Genomic DNA, 16,326 nt, shown 5'->3' on the forward strand with positions numbered 1-16,326 from the left:
TCAATCTGCCGGTCTGCCGCGCAACCAGAACCACCGGGTCCCGTGCGCGGGGCGCCGATCCTGCCGCACGGCGCAGACGCAGGGGCGTCTTGGCGGGGGTGACCGGCGCGCTGTTCCTCGCCGCGCTGCTCGGCGCTCCGGCGGCCCACGCCCAGGACTTCGCGCCCCCGGTGAACTACGCCGTCGGCAACTCCCCGCAGTCGGTGGCGACGGGTGACTTCGACGGCGTCAGCGGTCTCGACCTCGTCACCGCGAATCCCGGCAGCGACAACGTCTCGGTACTCCTGAACACCGGCTCGGGTACGTACGGTGCGGCCACGAACACCAACGTGGGCCAGCTGCCGGTCGGGGTGGCCGTGGCGGACGTCAACGGCGACGGCAAAGCCGACCTCGTCGTGGCGAACGCGGTCGATGACGACGTGTCGGTGCTGCTGGGCGACGGGACCGGTGCGTTCCCGACGCGTACGGACTTCTCGGCGGGCGATGTGCCGGTGTCGGTGGCGGTGGGCAACTTCGACGGTGTCAACGGCCTCGATCTGGCCGTCGCGAACGCCGGCAGCGACAACGTGTCGGTGCTCCTGAACAACGGGTCCGGCACGTTCACCCCGGCCGTAGGATCCCCTTTCCCGGTGGGCGACAACCCGTTCTGGGTGGCGGTCGGCGACTTCAACGGCGACAACAACCCGGACCTGGCCGTCGCGAACTCGTCGAGCGACAACGTGTCGGTGCTTCAGAACACCGGGTCCGGCACCTTCGGCCCGGCCGTGAATTACGCCGTCGGTGACAACCCGTTCTCGGTGGCGGTGGGCGACCTCGACGGCGGCAACGGTCCCGACCTGGCCGTCGCGAACCTCAACGGCAACACCGTGTCGGTGCTGATGAACAACGGGTCCGGCACGTTCGGCCCGGCCGTGAACCACCCAGTGGGTGCCCAGCCGTTCACGGTGGCGGTGGCCCGGCTCGACAACGTCGGCGACCCGGACCTCGTCGTGACGAACCAGGGGAGCGACAACGTGTCGGTCCTGCCGAACATCGGGTCCGGCACGTTCGGCCCGGCCGAGAACCACCCCGCGGGCGACGCGCCGACCGGGATGGCCGTCGGTGACTTCAACGGCGACACCCGCCTGGACCTGGCCACCGCGAACGCCAACGGCAACAACGTGTCGGTGCTGCTGGCGGTCAGGGCCCCCACGGCCACGGCGCTGGTCTCGTCGCTCAACCCGTCCGCGGTCGGGCAGACGGTGACCTTCACCGCCACGGTGAGCGGTGGCGAGGGCACCCCGACGGGCACGGTCACCTTCAAGGACGGCGCCACGACCCTGGGCATCGACGCCCTCGACGGCACCGGCACGGCGTCGCTGCCCGTCACGGACCTGTCCGTCGGCACCCACCCGATCACCGCCGTCTACGGCGGGAACACCATGTACGGGCCCTCCACCAGCAATACCGTCAACCAGGTCGTGAACCCGCTGACCTGTGACAACGCCACTGCCACGATCACCGGTACCAACCGCGCGGACAACCTCGTGGGCACCCCGGGCAACGACGTGATCTTCGCGCTCGCCGGCAACGACACGGTCAGCGGCCTCGGCGGCATCGACCTCATCTGCGGCGGGCCGGGCAACGACGTCCTGACCGGCGGCGCGGGGAACGACCGGATCGAGGGCGCTGCCGGCAACGACACCATCGGCGGCGGCGACAGCGACGACACCCTCCTCGGCGGGCCCGGCAGGGACACCCTCAGAGGCAACGCCGGCAACGACTCCCTGTTCGGCGACGCGGGCGACGACAGCCTCGACGGCGGCACCGGTACCAACACCAACAACGGTGGCACCGGCAGGAACGTCTGCACCAACCCCACCACGGGATCCGGCTGCACCTTCTGATGCACGTGAGCCCCCTGGAACACCTCCAGGGGGCTCACGGCTTCGCAACGCGCGGTCCTACTCCAGCTCCTCCGGGAGTCCGAAGAGCGGGAACCAGCGGGCGGTGTCCAGGAAGGCGTTGAGCCCGACGATCCTGCCCCCTGAGATCTCCAGGACCTGGAGCGCCCACGGGGTGTGGCCCTTCCCGTCGGCGGCCGGCCGGTACTGCCCGAAGGCCGGCATGCCGTTCGCCGTCGTCGGGACCAGCCGCGAGCCCTTGCAGCCGATGCCCTGGTTCAGGTGCCAGGCCGCGATGTCCTCGTGGCCGCGCAGCCACAGGTCGAACGGCGGCATCGACAGCACCGCGTCCTCGTGCAGCAGCGTGGTGAGCCGCGTGATGTCGTACGCCTCGAAGGCGGACAGGTACCGCTCCAGCAGCTTCGCCTGGTCCGGGTCCAGCGGGTCCGCCGGATCGCTGTCGCGGATGCCCTGCGAGGCCAGCGTGGCCCGCGCCCGCTGCAGCGCGCTGTTCACCGAGGCCACCGTGGTCTCCAGCAGCTGCGCGACCTCGTCGGCCTTCCAGGCCAGCACCTCGCGCAGGATCAGCACCGCCCGCTGCTTCGCCGGCAGGTGCTGCAGCGCCGCGACGAAGGCCAGCCGTACGGACTCCTTCGCCAGCGCCATCTCGGCCGGATCGGCGGTCTGCGGCAGTACCCGGCCGTCCGGGACCGGCTCCAGCCAGGTCACCTCGGGCCGCTCGTTGAGCACGGCGGAGGCCTGGTGCTGCGGGGCGGTCAGGTCCATCGGGCGGGCCCGCTTGTTCCCCGCGTTCAGCAGGTCCAGGCAGACGTTGGTGGCGATCCGGTACAGCCACGACCGCAGCGAGGAGCGGCCCTCGAACTTCTCGTAGCTCCGCCAGGCACGGACGTACGTGTCCTGCACGGCGTCCTCGGCGTCGAAGGAGGAGCCGAGCATCCGGTAGCAGTAGCCGGTGAGCTCGACCCGGTACCGGTCCATCGCCGCGTCGAGGTCCGTACTGGTGGCGAGGTCGCTCATGTCCGTTCATCCCCCTGCTCGTTCGGCTACTCCCGAAACTATCGGAGGCCTCTGACAACGGCAGCCGGAAGCGCTCGTCCGGCCAGGTCTGTCGATATCAAGTATCTTGACGTCAAGATTGAACTGGGGCAGGCTTCCGCATGTATCTCGACATCGAGATACATGGGCGGTGGATGCGGGGGCTGGGATGCGGCGCGGCGGGGAGATCCGGAAGGCACGGCAGGGGGAGGCCGGGCTGCTGGCGCAGCTGCGCCGGCCGCCGGGCGGCCGGGACGCGCGGATCATGCTGCTCGCCCAGCTGCTGGACCGCGCGGGCACGGGCGTGTGGGCCGCGTCCTCCGTCCTGTACTTCACCTTCATCGTCGGCCTCGACGCCGGGCGGATCGGCCTGCTGCTCGGCGCGGCCGGGGTGGCGGGCATCGCCGGATCGCCGCTGGCCGGCCACCTCGCCGACCGCTTCCCGGTCCGCACCCTGCTGATCGGATGCCACCTGGTCCGCCTCGGGACCCTCTGTGCGCTGCTGACCGTCACCGACTTCGCGGTGCTGCTGCCCGTCTTCGCCGTCACCCACCTCGGAGACCGCGCGGCCAAGACGCTGGAGATGCTCTTCGCCACCCGGGTCGCGGGCGAGCGGCGCGCCACCTACCAGGCGCTGTCGCGCAGTTCGGCCAACGCCGGCTACGCGCTCGGCGCCGGCCTCGCCGCCCTCGGCCTCGCCGTCGGCACCCGGGGCGCCTACCAGGCGCTGATCCTCGCCAACGCACTGTCGTTCCTCGTGGCCGCGGCCCTCGTGTGGCGCACCCGCGAGCCGCGCGGCCGCGGGCTCGTGGCCGCACCCCCCGGCGGCGCCGCGCCGGGCACGGCCGAGGGTGCGGCCCCGGATCCCGCGGCCGGTTCCGGGCCGAGCGCCTGGCGGGACCGCGGCTACCTCCGGTTCGTCCTGCTGGACATCCCGATGAACCTGGACGACTCGATCCTGGGTGTCGGCCTGCCGCTGTGGCTGGTCGGCCACACCACGGCGCCGCACGCCCTGATCCCGGCCTTCCTGGTCGTCAACACCGTGCTCGTCGTCGTCCTGCAGCTGCGCGTCACGGCGAAGTTCCAGGGCGCCCGCGCCGCGACGCGCGCGGTCGCCCTCTACGGGGTGACGACCCTCGTGTGCTGCGTCCTGCTGGCCGCCGCGGCCGGCGGCGGGATCCTGCTCGCCTCGGCGGCCCTGCTCGCCGCGGCGGTGCTGGCCACCGCGGCGGAGCTGATGCGCTCGGTGAGCTCCTGGGAACTGGCGGTCTCCCTCGCACCCCGGGAGGCGCGGGCCTCGTACCTCGGAGTCGCCGGCATGGCCCAGTCCGTCCAGAAGTCCGCAGGCCCGCTGCTGCTCACCGGCGCCGTCATGACCGCTGGCCCCGCGGGCTGGCTGGTCCTCGGGGCCGCGGTGGCCGGCCTGTCCCTCGTGCAACGGCGGGCCAGTCTGCGGCGGTTGGACGACCTGCGGCGGTTGGACGAGCTGCTGGCGGCGGCGGGCGAGCGCGCCGCGGCGGAGCCCGCGCCCGCACGCTGAGGAATCAGGTGCCGGGCTTGCGGCCGTACACGTAGACGTCCTCGCCCTTCCCCAGGAGGTTCCAGTACGCCTTGGCGTCGGCGAGCCGCATGTTCACACAGCCGCCCGAACCGGGCGGGTTCCACATGCTCTTGGCCGTCGAGTGGAAGGCGATGCCGCCGTCGAAGAACTGCGCGTACGGCATCGAGACGTTGTAGAGCGTCGACCAGTGGTCGATGCTGCGGTAGTAGATCTTCTTCAGGCCGGTCCGGGTCTCCGTGCCGTCCTTGCCGGTGCGGACCGGGACGGGACCGTACTTCAGCGCCGCGCCGTCCTGGATCCAGCTGAGCTGCCGCGTCAGGTCGACGCAGGCGATCCGCCCGCGGTTCACCGGGCAGGTGCCCGCCTTGTTCGGGGTGCTGCCCGCCGCCCGCTGGGCCAGCATCGTGCTCATCGTCTGCCAGGTCAGCGGTCCGGCGTACCCCTGGGCCGGGGTGATCCCGTGGGTCGTCTGGAACGACCTGATCGCCGTGCAGTCCGCCGCGGACTGCCTCCCGTCCGCGGGCCGCCCCAGGAACTGCTCCACCTGCCGCTGGTACGGCCCGGTGGTGAGATTGCAGGAGGCGGCCGCCTGCGCCGTCCCGCCTCCCGCGACCACCAGCGGCAGCGCCAGCGCCACCACCCCGCCCAGTACCGTCGCCCGCCGCTTCACGCGCCCGCGTGTCGTCAGCGTCCCCATCCGGTCCTCCCCTGATCGCACCGCTTCCGTTCACCGTGTTGAATGCCCGGAAAACATGCAGGGGTTGCCTCGTGCGGGAGCGTAGATTTCGTCAGCGCGCGGCCATGGCCGACGTCGGCATCCGCCGCTCCGCACGGGCCGCGTGCGACCCGTACAGAGTGATCGACACGACGCCCAGTACCGCCAGCAGCGCGATCCCGACCGTGGCCGCCCACCCGGCCGAGTGGTACGCGAGGGCGCCCAGGGTGCCGCCGGCACTGGAACCGAGGTAGTACGCCGACTGGTAGAGCGCGGAGGCCTGCGCGCGGCCCGTCTTCGCCGTCCGGCTGACCGCGGCGGAGGCCACCGCGTGTCCGGCGAAGAAGCCCGCCGTGATCAGCACCAGGCCGATCAGGACCGCCGCCAGGGACTCGGCCAGCGACAGCAGCAGCCCCAGCGCCGTGGTCGTCACGGCCAGGTACAGCGCGCCGCGCCGCCCCGTGCGGGCCACCAGCTTGCCGGCGGCGGCCGAGGAGACCGTCCCCACCAGGTAGATCAGGAAGATCGACCCGATGACGCCCTGCCCGAGCGAGAACGGCTCGTCCACCAGGCGGTAGCCGATGACCGTGTAGACCGCGCCGAAGACCGTCATGAACAGCGCGCCGATCCCGTACAGCCGCAGCAGCAGCGGATCGCGCAGATGACCGGCGACCGTACGTCCCACCGCGCGCGGGTTCAGCGACGCCGGGCGGAAGAACCGCGCCCGGGGCAGCAGCACCAGGAACGCCACCGCGCAGACCAGCGACATCAGCGCGACCGCGCCCAGCCCCGCACGCCAGCCCCACACCTGCGCCGCCCAGCCGGTGACGAGGCGGCCGCTCATGCCGCCGATGGAGTTCCCCGCCACGAACAGGCCGATCGCTCCCACCAGGGCCTTCGGCTTGACCTCCTCCGCAAGGTACGCCATCGCGGAGGCCGGGATCCCGGCGATCGCCGCGCCCTGGACGGCGCGCAGCGCCACCAGCCACTCCAGGCTCGGCGCGAACGGCACCAGCAGGCCCACGCCCACGGCCACGGCCATCGACCAGGTCATCATCCGGGTGCGGCCGAACCGCTCGGACAGCGCGCTGAGCGGCAGGACGAACAGGGCGAGCGCGCCGGTCGCGGCGGACACCGTCCAGCTGGCCTGACCCGCGGTCACCCCGAAGCTGGCGGAGATCGCGGGCAGCAGCGCCTGGGTGGAGTAGAGGAGGACGAAGGTCGCGAGTCCGGCGGCGAAGAGCGCGAGGCTCATCCGGCGGTAGCCGGGGCGTCCGGGGGCGCGGAGCTCGGGGGTGTTGGGCTGCGGAAACGACGGGGTGGAGGCACCCGGGATGACGGGTGCCCCGGTATGAACGGGAGGCATGTATCGAAGGTAGGCCGGTGTTTTTGATGCGTCCAATGCACAGAATCGCGATAATCGATCCACTCACGCATCAGCACAGCTCAGGGCGGCGCCTGTCTATGAACCGTTACGAAGAAGACATGGCAGTGACACGTCTGCTGGCGCCCCGGCTGGCCTATTTCGCCGCCGTCGCCCGGCACGAGCACGTCACCCGCGCCGCGCACGAACTGGGGGTACCGCAGTCCACCCTGTCGCGGGCCATGGTTCGCCTCGAACAGGACCTGGGCGTCACGCTGTTCGCCCGCAAGGGCCGCAACGTCGCCCTCACCACGGCGGGCCGCACCTTCCTGGCCTCCGCCGAACAGGCCCTGGACGGCATCGCCCGCGCCGCCGAATCCGTCCAGCAGGACGCCGACCCGGCCCTCGGCAAGGTCGCCTTCGGCTTCCTGCACACCCTCGGCTCCGAGACCGTACCCGGCCTGATCCGCGCCTTCCGGGCCGACCACCCGCGCGTGCGCTTCTCCCTCGTCCAGAACTACGGCGAGGCCATGCTGGAGAAGCTCCGGGCCGGCGAACTCGACCTCTGCCTCACCTCGCCCCTCCCCGACGCCCCCGACCTCGTCGCCCGCCGCCTCGACGAACAGCGCCTGCGCCTGGTCGTCCCCGAGGACCACCGCCTCGCCGTCCGCAAGCGCATCCGCCTCGCCGAGGCCGCGGAGGAGACCTTCGTGACCCTCGAACCCGGCTACGGCCTGCGCCGCATCACCGACGACCTGTGCGCGGAGGCCGGCTTCACCCCCCGCGTCGCCTTCGAGGGCGAGGAGGCCGAAACCCTGCGCGGCCTGGTCGCCGCCGGCCTCGGCGTGGCCCTCCTGCCGCCCCCGGCCGTGGCCCGCCCCGGGGTGGTCGAACTGACGGTCACCGCCCCCCGCGCCGTCCGCGAGATCGGCCTCGCCTGGCTCGACGGCCACCCCGACACCCCACCGGTGGCAGAGTTCAAACGCTTCCTCCTCTCCAGGAGGGGGCGCCTGATCCCCGAACTGGAGCCGCCCGCCGCGTGAGCCGCGCGGCGCTCCGAAATCCGCTGGCCCCCACACGGCCCGACCGAGCAGAATCGCCGCCTACGGGGGACGAGGGGGCTGTCGGTTGGACGTGTTCGCGTGCGCCGGGTGCGGTGCGGAACTGACGGCCCCGGTCTCCCGGGTCGCCCTCCCCGACCACACCCACTTCGGGGCGTGGGAGGAGTTGCACCCCCCACTGATGGAGCCGTCGACGTACGCCGTGGACCCCCTGCCCAGCGGAGCGCCCTGGAGGGTGTGGGGCGAGGTGGGGGAGGAGCCGGCGGCCCGGCAGGGGGTCCACGCGCCGGTGTACTCCGTGTCCTTCGGGGCGCGGGGCAGGATCGTCATCGCGCCCGGCGACTCCCGCGGCATGGCCTTGATCCCCGAGAAGTGCGCGGGCTACTGCAGGGGCATCGACGGCCGTGACGGCCCCAACCTGGCGTGCGAGCGGTGCGGCCGCGCGGTCGCGACGCGGATGGACGACTGCGGGCTGTGGCAGACGGTGTGGCTGGAGCCCGACGCGGTCCGCCGCCTCCCCTCCGGCATGCCCGCCGTCCCGATTCCCGACTGGGACGAGCTGGACCTGACGTCGTACGCCGTCCCGCCCGTCGAACCCGACGGGTCCTGGAGCCGCCGCTGGGAGGCCGCGGTCCCGGTGGCGCTCGCGCGCCTGGTGGTGGCCTGCGACGCCCGTGCGGTGGCGCTGCCCGGCCCCCTCGCCGAGCTGCTCGGCGACGCGGTCGCCGGCTACCTCCCCGCCGGGCCCCCGGCCCTCACCGCGGGCCTCGCCGGGCCGGGGGTGCCCGCGCCCCGGCCCGGCGACGACATCCTCCTCGTCCCCCGCCATCCGGTCACCGGGGAGCCGTGGCGGCCCCCGCACGGCACGGCGGCCGTCGTCCCGCTGGACATCGGGGTCTGGGCCCACCTCGTCCTCCCCGCGGAGACCTCTCCGCTGCCGGCGTCCGGCAGGCTGCCGGAAGGGGTCCTGCGCGACGACTACTGCCTGCCGCTGCGCCCCTGGCGGCCCTTCCTGCCCCACTCCAGAGCCTTCTCGCACACCCTGGTCCGGTTGCCCGCCATCCGCCGCCCGGCGCTGCGCGCGTACTACGAGCGGTACGGCAGGCCGTACTAGGCCCTGTCCGGGGCGGCGTCCTCCGCAGCCGCCGGGGCCGGGGCCGGGGTCGGCGCCGGGGCGGGGGTCGGCGCCGGCGTCGCGGAGAGCAGGTATCCCGCCTGGAAACGGGACTTCGCGCCCACCGCCCGCATGATCTCCGCGATGTGCCGCTGGCACGTCCGCTCCGACATGCCGAGGCGGCGCGCGATCACCTTGTCCTCCAGCCCCTCCGACAGCAGCCGCACGATCGTCTGCCGCAGCTCGTCCGAGATCGACCGCGCCGCCTCCGGGCTCACCGAGGTCGGGAACGGCTCCGCCCCCAGCCAGGACCGTTCGAACGCCGCCGTCATGAAGTGCACGACGCTCGGCTCCCGCACCACCAGGGCCGCCCCGGTCCGGTCCGGCACCGCCATCAGCCCGGTGCGCCCGTCGAAGACCAGCATCCGCATCAACCCGTCGCCCAGCGTCCGTACCTGCGCGCCCAGGGCCGTCACCCGCTCGACGTACGCCGCCGTCGGCCGCGAGTACCGCGCCGTGTGCTGGTAGATCGTCCGCATCCGGACCCCGCGCACCAGCAGCGACTCGTCCCGCCCGATCGACTCCTCCAGCGTCTCCAGCGGCCGCCCGCCGCCGGGCTGCGAGGTCAGCAGCTCCTGCTCGCACGAAGCCACCAGCTCCGCGATCAGCCCCCGTACCGCGCCGAGGTCCGTGACCAGCTCCAAGCGGCCCGACCCGCTCAGGTCCCGGTGCGCGGTCCCCGCCTCGTACGCCGGCACCAGCGTCTCCAGCCGCCCCCGCAGCCGGTCCATCTCGTCGTGGGTCTCCCGTACGAGCAGGGCCAGCGGGGCCAGCGCCCGGGCCGCCGCGGCCCGGGGCGCGACCGCGCTCCACCGGTCCGGCCCGCCGCCCGGCGCCCGCTGGAGCAGGTGCGCGGCGGCCAGCTCGGTGATCGCGGCGGCGGCGCGCACGCCCAGCGCCCCGGTGGCCTCGGCCGCGTCGAAGGCGTGCCGCTCGACGGCGTACGCGTACAGGCGCCGGGCCGCGGGACTCAGCTCCCCGGCGGCTCCGGTCCCTCCGGGCGCTCCGCCTGCTCCGGTCTCCTCTGCGGGCATATTCCAATTCGTCCCGTTCTGTGCCTGTCTGTAAACCCCTCGTGTTCCCGCAAGGCGGCAAGACGACGCCTGGCCTGGCGCGATCGGCACATGCCGAACCGGCACAGTGGATGCACGGCGTGAGGGGGAGCGCGGTATGCGGCAGCGGACGCCGGGTGAGGGGCGGGGGCCCTGGCCGTCCTGCTGAGCCCGCGACCAGCCGTGGTGGCGGCGGCCCGCCGTGCGGGCGGGCACACCGTGGTGGTCGCGCCGGGTCCATCGGTGCCATCCGACCGTGAGGGGACGGAACGGCGGGTACGGACGGACTGGCGCGACCACCGTCACCTGTCCCCCCGGCTACCGCTGGGAGGTGCCCCCGGGCCGTCGGCGGGCTCACCGGCCCGCACTCTCGACCGGGCCGCGGTCTGCTCGGGCAGGGGTCGCCGGCGGGTCTGCGGGGGGCCTCAGCCGGAAGGCTGCGCGAAGGTCCCGTAGCCGGTCCAGTCCAGGACGACGCACTGTTCGTCGCCCACGACCCAGGCGTCGTGCCCGGGCGGGATCCGGACGTAGTCGCCCGCCGCGACCTCGATCTCGGCGCCGTCGTCCATGACGATCTGCATGCGGCCCTTCACGACGTACCCGGTGTGGTCGGCCAGGCAGCTGTCCGTACCGGCCAGCGGCTTGACGTGCTCGGACCACTTCCAGCCCGGCTCGAAGACGGCGCGCCCGACCAGGCCGCCGTCCGTCTCCACCAGGTCCAGCCGACCCTTGCCGTCCTCGAACGGCCGGGTCTCGTCCGCCTTGTCGAAGCTCTTGGACACCAGGCCGGCCATGGTCATCGCCTCCGTCGCAGAAGCCCGAGTCCTTGTATTTCACTCTACGCGCGAGCCCGCTCTCCGGGCGGGCTCCGGGCGCGCGGGACGCCCCGCCCTCACCTGCGCAGCGACCTGCCGAAGCCGGAGGCGAGCGGCATCCGCAGACCCAGGGGCGGCGGCGCGGCCAGGGCGTCCGTCACCGGCCGCGAGTACCGCCCCGAGAACACCGCGCCGAGTACGAAGTCCACGGCCAGCGCCACCACTTCGGCCTGGTGCTCGCGCAGCCCGTGGCCGTCCGAATGCACCTCGAAGCGGCAGGTCGAACGATTCGCCTTCTTCGCCCGCGCCGCCAGCCGGAAGGAGGCCTCCGGGTCGCTGCGCGCGTCGTTGGTGCCGTGAACGATCAACACCTGCCGCCCCGACAGCTGTTTCACCGGTTCAGGGGAGTCGGCGGCGGCGGCCTCGCCCAAACAAGGGGCCATCGCCAGTACAGAGTTGACGGCCCCGTGTCCTGCGGCGCGCAGCGCGGCCAGGCCCCCCGCGTCGTAGCCGGCCAGGCACACCGGCACGTCCCCGTACCGCCGCACCACCTCGTCCGCCGCCCACCCGGCCTGTTCCTCCCGCGAGGACTCCCCGCCGTGGATGACGGCGTGCGTGACCAGCCCCTCCGCCCCGCCCGCCCGGGCCAGCGCCCGCGCGAGCGGACGTACCGGACCGGGGGAGAATCTGGACGCTCCGGGAAGCAGGAGCACCACCCCGTTGACCGGGCTTTCCGTCGAACCCGAGCCGGTTCTCGCGCCGGCCGCCCGCCCCAGGCGGGCCCCGCGCGCCGGCGGCGCATGCTGTGCCATGGCGGAACAGTCTCAGACACCGAGGTGTACGCCATCCGTCCGCGCGGTCTCTGTTACATATCGACGCCCGTCGCGGACACCCCGCTCTACGCGCGTAGGAGTTAGAGTGCGCAGATGACGAGCGAGACCCCCAACCTGCCGACCCCGGATCAGATCCGCCGCTCCCCGAAGGTGCTGCTGCACGATCACCTCGACGGTGGGCTGCGCCCCGGGACGATCATCGAGCTGGCCCGCGAGGTCGGCTACGAGAACCTCCCCGAGACCGACGCCGACAAGCTCGGCATCTGGTTCCGTGAAGCCGCCGACTCCGGCTCCCTCCCGCGCTACCTCGAGACCTTCGCGCACACCTGCGCGGTCATGCAGACGAAGGCGGCCCTCTTCCGGGTCGCCGCCGAGTGCGCCGAGGACCTGGCCGAGGACGGCGTCGTGTACGCCGAGATCCGCTACGCCCCCGAACAGCACCTGGAAGCCGGCCTGACCCTCGAAGAGGTCGTCGAGGCCGTGAACGACGGCTTCCGCGAGGGCGAGCGCCGCGCGAAGGCCAACGGCCACCGCATCCGCATCGGCGCCCTGCTGACCGCGATGCGCCACGCGGCCCGTGCGCTGGAGATCGCCGAGCTGGCGAACCGCTACCGCGACAACGGCGTGGTCGGCTTCGACATCGCCGGCGCCGAGGCCGGTTTCCCTCCCACCCGCCACCTCGACGCCTTCGAGTACCTCAAGCGCGAGAACAACCACTTCACCATCCACGCGGGCGAGGCCTTCGGCCTGCCGTCGATCTGGCAGGCCCTGCAGTGGTGCGGCGCCGACCGCCTCGGTCACGGCGTGAAGATCATCGACGACATCGAGGTCGCCGAGGACGGTTCCGTGAAGCTGGGCCGCCTGGCCTCGTACGTCCGGGACAAGCGCATCCCCCTGGAGATGTGCCCGACCTCGAACCTGCAGACGGCCGCGGCCGCCTCGTACGCCGAGCACCCGATCGGCCTGCTGCGGAAGCTGCACTTCAGGCTCACGGTCAACACCGACAACCGGCTGATGAGCGGCACCAGCATGAGCCGCGAGTTCGAGCACCTGGTGGACACCTTCGGCTACACGCTGGACGACATGCAGTGGTTCACCGTCAATGCGATGAAGTCCGCGTTCATTCCTTTCGATGAACGACTGGCCATGATCAACGAGGTCATCAAGCCCGGTTATGCGGAGCTGAAGTCGGAGTGGCTGTTCCAGCAGACCGCTTCCACCAGCGGTTCTGTCTCGGCCTAGGCCACGGCATGACGTACTGAAAGCGCCCGGGAGGGGCAATTCCCGGGCGCTTTCTCGTATTTAATGATGTTTGCGGGCGAGGGTTTGAAGTGACTAGTTTGCGGAGCCGCTCAATTCCCCGTCGCAAGGAATACCTTTCATGAAGCAGTCAGCTGCCAAGACCCTCGGTGTCGCCGCTCTCGGTGCCGCCCTCGCCGCCGTCGCCGCCGGTACCGCTTCCGCCGCCGTTCCCGCAGTCGGCCTCACCGAACTGGCGGGCACCGTCACCGGCGCCGCCCAGGGGCTCACCAGCCAGCAGCAGGTGAAGCCCGGGGAGGGACAGCAGTCGAGCGACCCGGCCGCCGCGCTCGCCCCGGTCACCGGTCTGCTCGGCGGTCTGCCGACCAGCAACCTCGGTGGCTGATTCGTAGCTGGATTCGCACGCGTGCACGCGCGGCGCACACCAGAACGAGCAGGTGGGCGCCGCGTTGTGCCGTGTGCCACGATCGCCACCAACTGCCCGCCGACGTAAGCGGTATGAGGTCCTTGGTCATGCGCATGAAGGCACGAGCGACGATGGTCGCGCTGGTTCCCGCCCTGCTCATCGCGGCGGTGGGCTGCAGCAGCGGCACCCCCGCCACGGGCAAGGACCCGGACCCCAAGGGGTCCTCCGGCGCACCCGGCGCCCCGGCGCCGTCCGCCGGCGCGGCGGGCTCACCGGCATCCGCCCCGCCGAAGACCGGCGGCACCAGGCTGGACCGCTCCGCGCTGGAACAGGGCGACCTCCCCGGCTACCAGATCTCCGCCCAGGGCAAGAACCCGAACGCCCCGGACGGACAGCCGCAGGCCGACCGCAAGGCCTGCCAGCCGCTGGCCGACATCATGGGAGACAAGCCGGACCCGGCCGCGCGCCAGACCGTCAACCGCGGCATCGGCTCCCAGAAGCAGGTCGGGCTCGCCGTGTCCGCCTCCGTCAGCTCCTACGCCGAGAGCGACGCCAAGGCGCTGATCGCCCGGCTCAAGGCCGCCGTGGCCGCCTGCGGTACGGGCTTCTCCGCCACCGTGGAGAAGCAGACCGGCAGCTACCGCGAGGTGCGGGCCGCCGCCTACCGCACGAGCGGCGACGAGACCGTCAGCTGGACCACGACCGCGGCCGCCCAGGGCGTCTCGGCGCCGGTCCACCTGGTCGTCGCACGCGAGGGCGACACCGTCGTGCGGCTGATGGCCCTCAACGTGGCGGCGGCCGAGAAGAAGGCCCAGGTGCCGCAGGAAGTGGCCGACAAGCAGCTGGAGAAGGTCCGGAAGGCCGGCTGACCCGCCGACCGGCCCGGCCGCCGCCGATCGCGGCCGCCGCTCACCAGGCGGTGGAGGCGGACTTCTCGTTCGGCAGCAGCACCCACAGCGCGATGTAGATCAGGAACTGCGGGCCGGGCAGCAGGCACGAGACGGCGAAAATGACGCGCATCGTGTTCGCGGAAATTCCGAAACGCCTGGCCAGTCCGGCGCACACTCCACCGATCCAGCGGCCGTCACGGGGGCGGACAAGGGCGCTCATGGGGTTCTCCTTCGTCGGGATCGCGGTTTTGAAGACCATCACGGCCTCGCGATGACTCAATACTCCCGCTGGACCGCTGACAGAACGTCGGTCCAGGGGCCGAGCCCGACCCTGGAAATCTTCGGGGTGTTCCCCTGATAAGCGGTGTGTGAACGCCGCAGCCGGGCCCGCAGCGCCGGTACGACGGCCACGTGCGCGAGCAGCACACCGACGGTGTTCAGCAGCACCGAATCCACGTCGACGACCTGGCCCGGGACGGCGGTCTGGAGCATCTCGATGCTCAGCGAGACCAGCGCGCCCGCGGCGGCGGTCCGGGCCAGGGAAGACCACGCGGACAGCGTCGACAGCGCGAGCCGTCCGTTGACCAGCGGCAGCAGCACCCCGAGCGGGGCCAGCAGGGCCAGGCCCTCGCCGATCCGCCGGGCCGCCTCCAGCGGCCCGTAGGAGAGGTCCGTCCGGATCCCCTCCAGGGGGGTCAGATTGGCGGCCGCGGCCCAGGGCACATCGAGCGGCCGAAGGGTCAGCCAGCCGACGACCAGGAGATGGGCGACGAGCAGGACCCCGGCGAGGAGTCGGAGCCGAAGATGGATCGCGGTGGCGGTGGCGGCGCTGCCGCCGGCCTCAAGACGCTGCACACCTGCGAGGACGCACCACCCGGTAGCCCCGGTTCCGCCCTGACGGGGGGTGTGGCCGGGAGCACCCGGGGCCGCTCGGTGCAGGTCAGCGGACGGCGATGAGGACGATCAGCGCCAGCGCGCCGACCACGGCGGGCGCGATGATCTCGTACGACCAGTGGACGCGCACGCTGCCCTGGGCACCGGCCCGCTCGGCGCCGCGTTCGGCCATCCGCTGCAGCTCGTCCACGATCCGGTCCGCGCTCGCCCGCATCGGCTCGGCCGGCATCCGGGGCCGCTCGCCGGGGCTCCGCTGCTCCCGGTCCTGCAGCCCCTCGTGGCGCAGCCGCTGCCGGTTCGCCTTCTTCCGCTCGCGCAGCGAGACGGGCACGGACCACAGCTGGTACTTCGACCCCTCGGCCAGCACCTCCGCCGAGTAACCGGAGCGCACCGCGTCCACGGCCGCCCAGGGCAGCTCGATGATCCGGAAGGGGTTGCGCACGCGCATCCGGTCGTCGTTGGCGAAGACCGCCGGGCGGATCGTGAACGCCACGATCAGCGGTACGGCGCACAGCGCCACCGCCACCGCGATCCAGGGAGTGTTCCCCGAGCCGCGCAGCACGGCGTCGGCGCAGAGCCATGCGGTCAGCGCGAGCAGCACTACCCCCGAGACGACGCCCATGGTGGAGCGGTAGACCCGGTCGTCGTGGACCGGCTCATCGGTCGGCTGCTGCTGGCTGCTCATGGGGTCGATTCTGCCCCACGGCGCCGCCTGGTCGGATCAGCCGACGAGATCGGCGTACAGGATGATGTTGTCGGGCCGGTGGCCGTCGGTGATCTCGCCGCCGCAGGTGATGATGCGCAGCTCGGGGCGCGCGGTGTCCCCGTACACCTTGGCGGTCGGGAACTTCTTCTTGTCCACCTGCTCCAGCTCGCGGACGCGGAAGACGGCCGTGCTCCCGTCCGCCCGCGAGACCGTGATCTCCTCGCCGACGCGCACGCGCGCGACGTCCTTCAGCACGGCCGGGCCGCGCGCGGTGTCGAAGTGGCCGATCAGCACGGCTGGACCGGTCTCGCCGGGCGTGACGCCCTTGGTGTACCAGCCGATCTTGTCCCCGTCGGGCACGGAGGGCACCTCCACGGTGCCGTCGGCGGCCAGCCCCAGCCGCAGCAGCGGGGAGGCGTCCACGCCGGCCGCGGGGATCCGTACGCGCACGGGCTCGGAGGCGGCCATCGGGGCGGCCGCCACGGGGGCCGCGGGGGCGGTGGTGGGCGTGACCGAGGGCGGGGCGGCGGAGGGGGCGGTCGCCCCGGGCGCGGGTGCGCCGGCGGTGGCCGCGCCGCAGCCGGTCAGGGCGGCGGCGAGGAGGACGGCGGCGAGCAGCGGGCGGACGCGGTGGGCCATGGAGGACTCCGGGACGGC

At 72.7% G+C, this 16,326-nt stretch carries 17 protein-coding genes; 7 read left to right on the forward strand and 10 right to left on the reverse strand.

Annotation, left to right across the window (positions count from 1 at the left end; genetic code table 11):
• Positions 1-98 precede the first annotated feature (98 nt).
• The gene (locus OG472_RS27475) at positions 99-1,886 is read left to right on the forward strand and encodes an FG-GAP-like repeat-containing protein (RefSeq protein WP_405943213.1); all 1,788 of its coding nucleotides are present in this window, start codon (positions 99-101) and stop codon (positions 1,884-1,886) included.
• Between the two features lie 57 nt (positions 1,887-1,943).
• Here OG472_RS27475 and OG472_RS27480 read toward each other — a convergent pair whose 3' ends face one another.
• On the reverse strand, positions 1,944-2,921 hold the full coding sequence (locus OG472_RS27480) for a sigma-70 family RNA polymerase sigma factor (protein WP_401607150.1): 978 nt from the start codon (positions 2,919-2,921) through the stop codon (positions 1,944-1,946).
• 169 nt (positions 2,922-3,090) lie between these two features.
• Between OG472_RS27480 and OG472_RS27485 the strand changes: the two genes are divergently transcribed.
• A complete protein-coding gene (locus OG472_RS27485) occupies positions 3,091-4,479 on the forward strand; it encodes an MFS transporter (protein WP_405942171.1) in 1,389 nt (462 codons plus the stop codon).
• 4 nt (positions 4,480-4,483) lie between these two features.
• On the opposite strand, the gene OG472_RS27490 is transcribed toward OG472_RS27485, so the two are convergent.
• Both OG472_RS27490 and OG472_RS27495 read right to left on the reverse strand, forming a co-directional pair.
• Entirely contained in the window at positions 4,484-5,197 is a 714-nt protein-coding gene (locus tag OG472_RS27490; protein ID WP_401607147.1) for a L,D-transpeptidase family protein, read from the reverse strand.
• Between the two features lie 91 nt (positions 5,198-5,288).
• A complete protein-coding gene (locus tag OG472_RS27495; protein ID WP_405942172.1) occupies positions 5,289-6,581 on the reverse strand; it encodes an MFS transporter in 1,293 nt (430 codons plus the stop codon).
• Positions 6,582-6,679: 98 nt separating this feature from the next.
• On the opposite strand from OG472_RS27495, the gene OG472_RS27500 reads away from it, so the two are divergent.
• Both OG472_RS27500 and OG472_RS27505 read left to right on the forward strand, forming a co-directional pair.
• A complete protein-coding gene (locus tag OG472_RS27500; protein ID WP_037805817.1) occupies positions 6,680-7,621 on the forward strand; it encodes a LysR family transcriptional regulator in 942 nt (313 codons plus the stop codon).
• 85 nt (positions 7,622-7,706) lie between these two features.
• Positions 7,707-8,753, forward strand: a complete 1,047-nt coding sequence (locus OG472_RS27505) for a hypothetical protein (protein WP_405831720.1) — start codon at positions 7,707-7,709, stop codon at positions 8,751-8,753.
• On the opposite strand, the gene OG472_RS27510 is transcribed toward OG472_RS27505, so the two are convergent.
• The 3 genes from OG472_RS27510 to OG472_RS27520 all read right to left on the reverse strand — a co-directional run bounded on the left by OG472_RS27510 (position 8,750) and on the right by OG472_RS27520 (position 11,492).
• Complete coding sequence (locus OG472_RS27510; protein ID WP_401607139.1) at positions 8,750-9,847, reverse strand: LuxR C-terminal-related transcriptional regulator; 1,098 nt, start codon at positions 9,845-9,847, stop codon at positions 8,750-8,752. The genes OG472_RS27505 and OG472_RS27510 overlap by 4 nt on opposite strands.
• A gap of 443 nt (positions 9,848-10,290) precedes the next feature.
• Entirely contained in the window at positions 10,291-10,659 is a 369-nt protein-coding gene (locus tag OG472_RS27515) for a cupin domain-containing protein (RefSeq protein WP_405943214.1), read from the reverse strand.
• 98 nt (positions 10,660-10,757) lie between these two features.
• Positions 10,758-11,492, reverse strand: a complete 735-nt coding sequence (locus tag OG472_RS27520; protein WP_401607134.1) for an alpha/beta hydrolase — start codon at positions 11,490-11,492, stop codon at positions 10,758-10,760.
• Positions 11,493-11,606: 114 nt separating this feature from the next.
• Here OG472_RS27520 and OG472_RS27525 point away from each other — a divergent pair, with 114 nt between their 5' ends.
• The 3 genes from OG472_RS27525 (at position 11,607) to OG472_RS27535 (ending at position 14,048) form a co-directional block, all read left to right on the forward strand.
• Complete coding sequence (locus OG472_RS27525) at positions 11,607-12,755, forward strand: adenosine deaminase (RefSeq protein ID WP_361757735.1); 1,149 nt, start codon at positions 11,607-11,609, stop codon at positions 12,753-12,755.
• Positions 12,756-12,894: 139 nt separating this feature from the next.
• Positions 12,895-13,158: a hypothetical protein gene (locus OG472_RS27530; RefSeq protein ID WP_401607130.1), complete on the forward strand. Its 264-nt coding sequence runs from the start codon at positions 12,895-12,897 to the stop codon at positions 13,156-13,158.
• A 134-nt stretch (positions 13,159-13,292) separates the two neighbouring features.
• Entirely contained in the window at positions 13,293-14,048 is a 756-nt protein-coding gene (locus tag OG472_RS27535) for a hypothetical protein (protein ID WP_405831723.1), read from the forward strand.
• Between the two features lie 40 nt (positions 14,049-14,088).
• Here the strand turns inward: OG472_RS27535 and OG472_RS27540 are convergent, their stop codons facing one another.
• The 4 genes from OG472_RS27540 to OG472_RS27555 all read right to left on the reverse strand — a co-directional run bounded on the left by OG472_RS27540 (position 14,089) and on the right by OG472_RS27555 (position 16,308).
• Positions 14,089-14,289: a PspC domain-containing protein gene (locus tag OG472_RS27540; protein ID WP_401607126.1), complete on the reverse strand. Its 201-nt coding sequence runs from the start codon at positions 14,287-14,289 to the stop codon at positions 14,089-14,091.
• A 56-nt stretch (positions 14,290-14,345) separates the two neighbouring features.
• A complete protein-coding gene (locus OG472_RS27545) occupies positions 14,346-14,924 on the reverse strand; it encodes a VanZ family protein (protein ID WP_401607124.1) in 579 nt (192 codons plus the stop codon).
• Between the two features lie 85 nt (positions 14,925-15,009).
• Positions 15,010-15,648 carry a PH domain-containing protein gene (locus tag OG472_RS27550; RefSeq protein ID WP_405831725.1) on the reverse strand — a complete coding sequence of 213 codons (639 nt, stop codon included), beginning with the start codon at positions 15,646-15,648 and terminating at the stop codon, positions 15,010-15,012.
• 36 nt (positions 15,649-15,684) lie between these two features.
• On the reverse strand, positions 15,685-16,308 hold the full coding sequence (locus OG472_RS27555; protein WP_405942173.1) for a class F sortase: 624 nt from the start codon (positions 16,306-16,308) through the stop codon (positions 15,685-15,687).
• Between the last annotated feature and the right edge of the window lie 18 nt (positions 16,309-16,326).

The sequence above is a fragment of the Streptomyces sp. NBC_00207 genome, from assembly GCF_045160965.1.
Classification (GTDB): domain Bacteria; phylum Actinomycetota; class Actinomycetes; order Streptomycetales; family Streptomycetaceae; genus Streptomyces.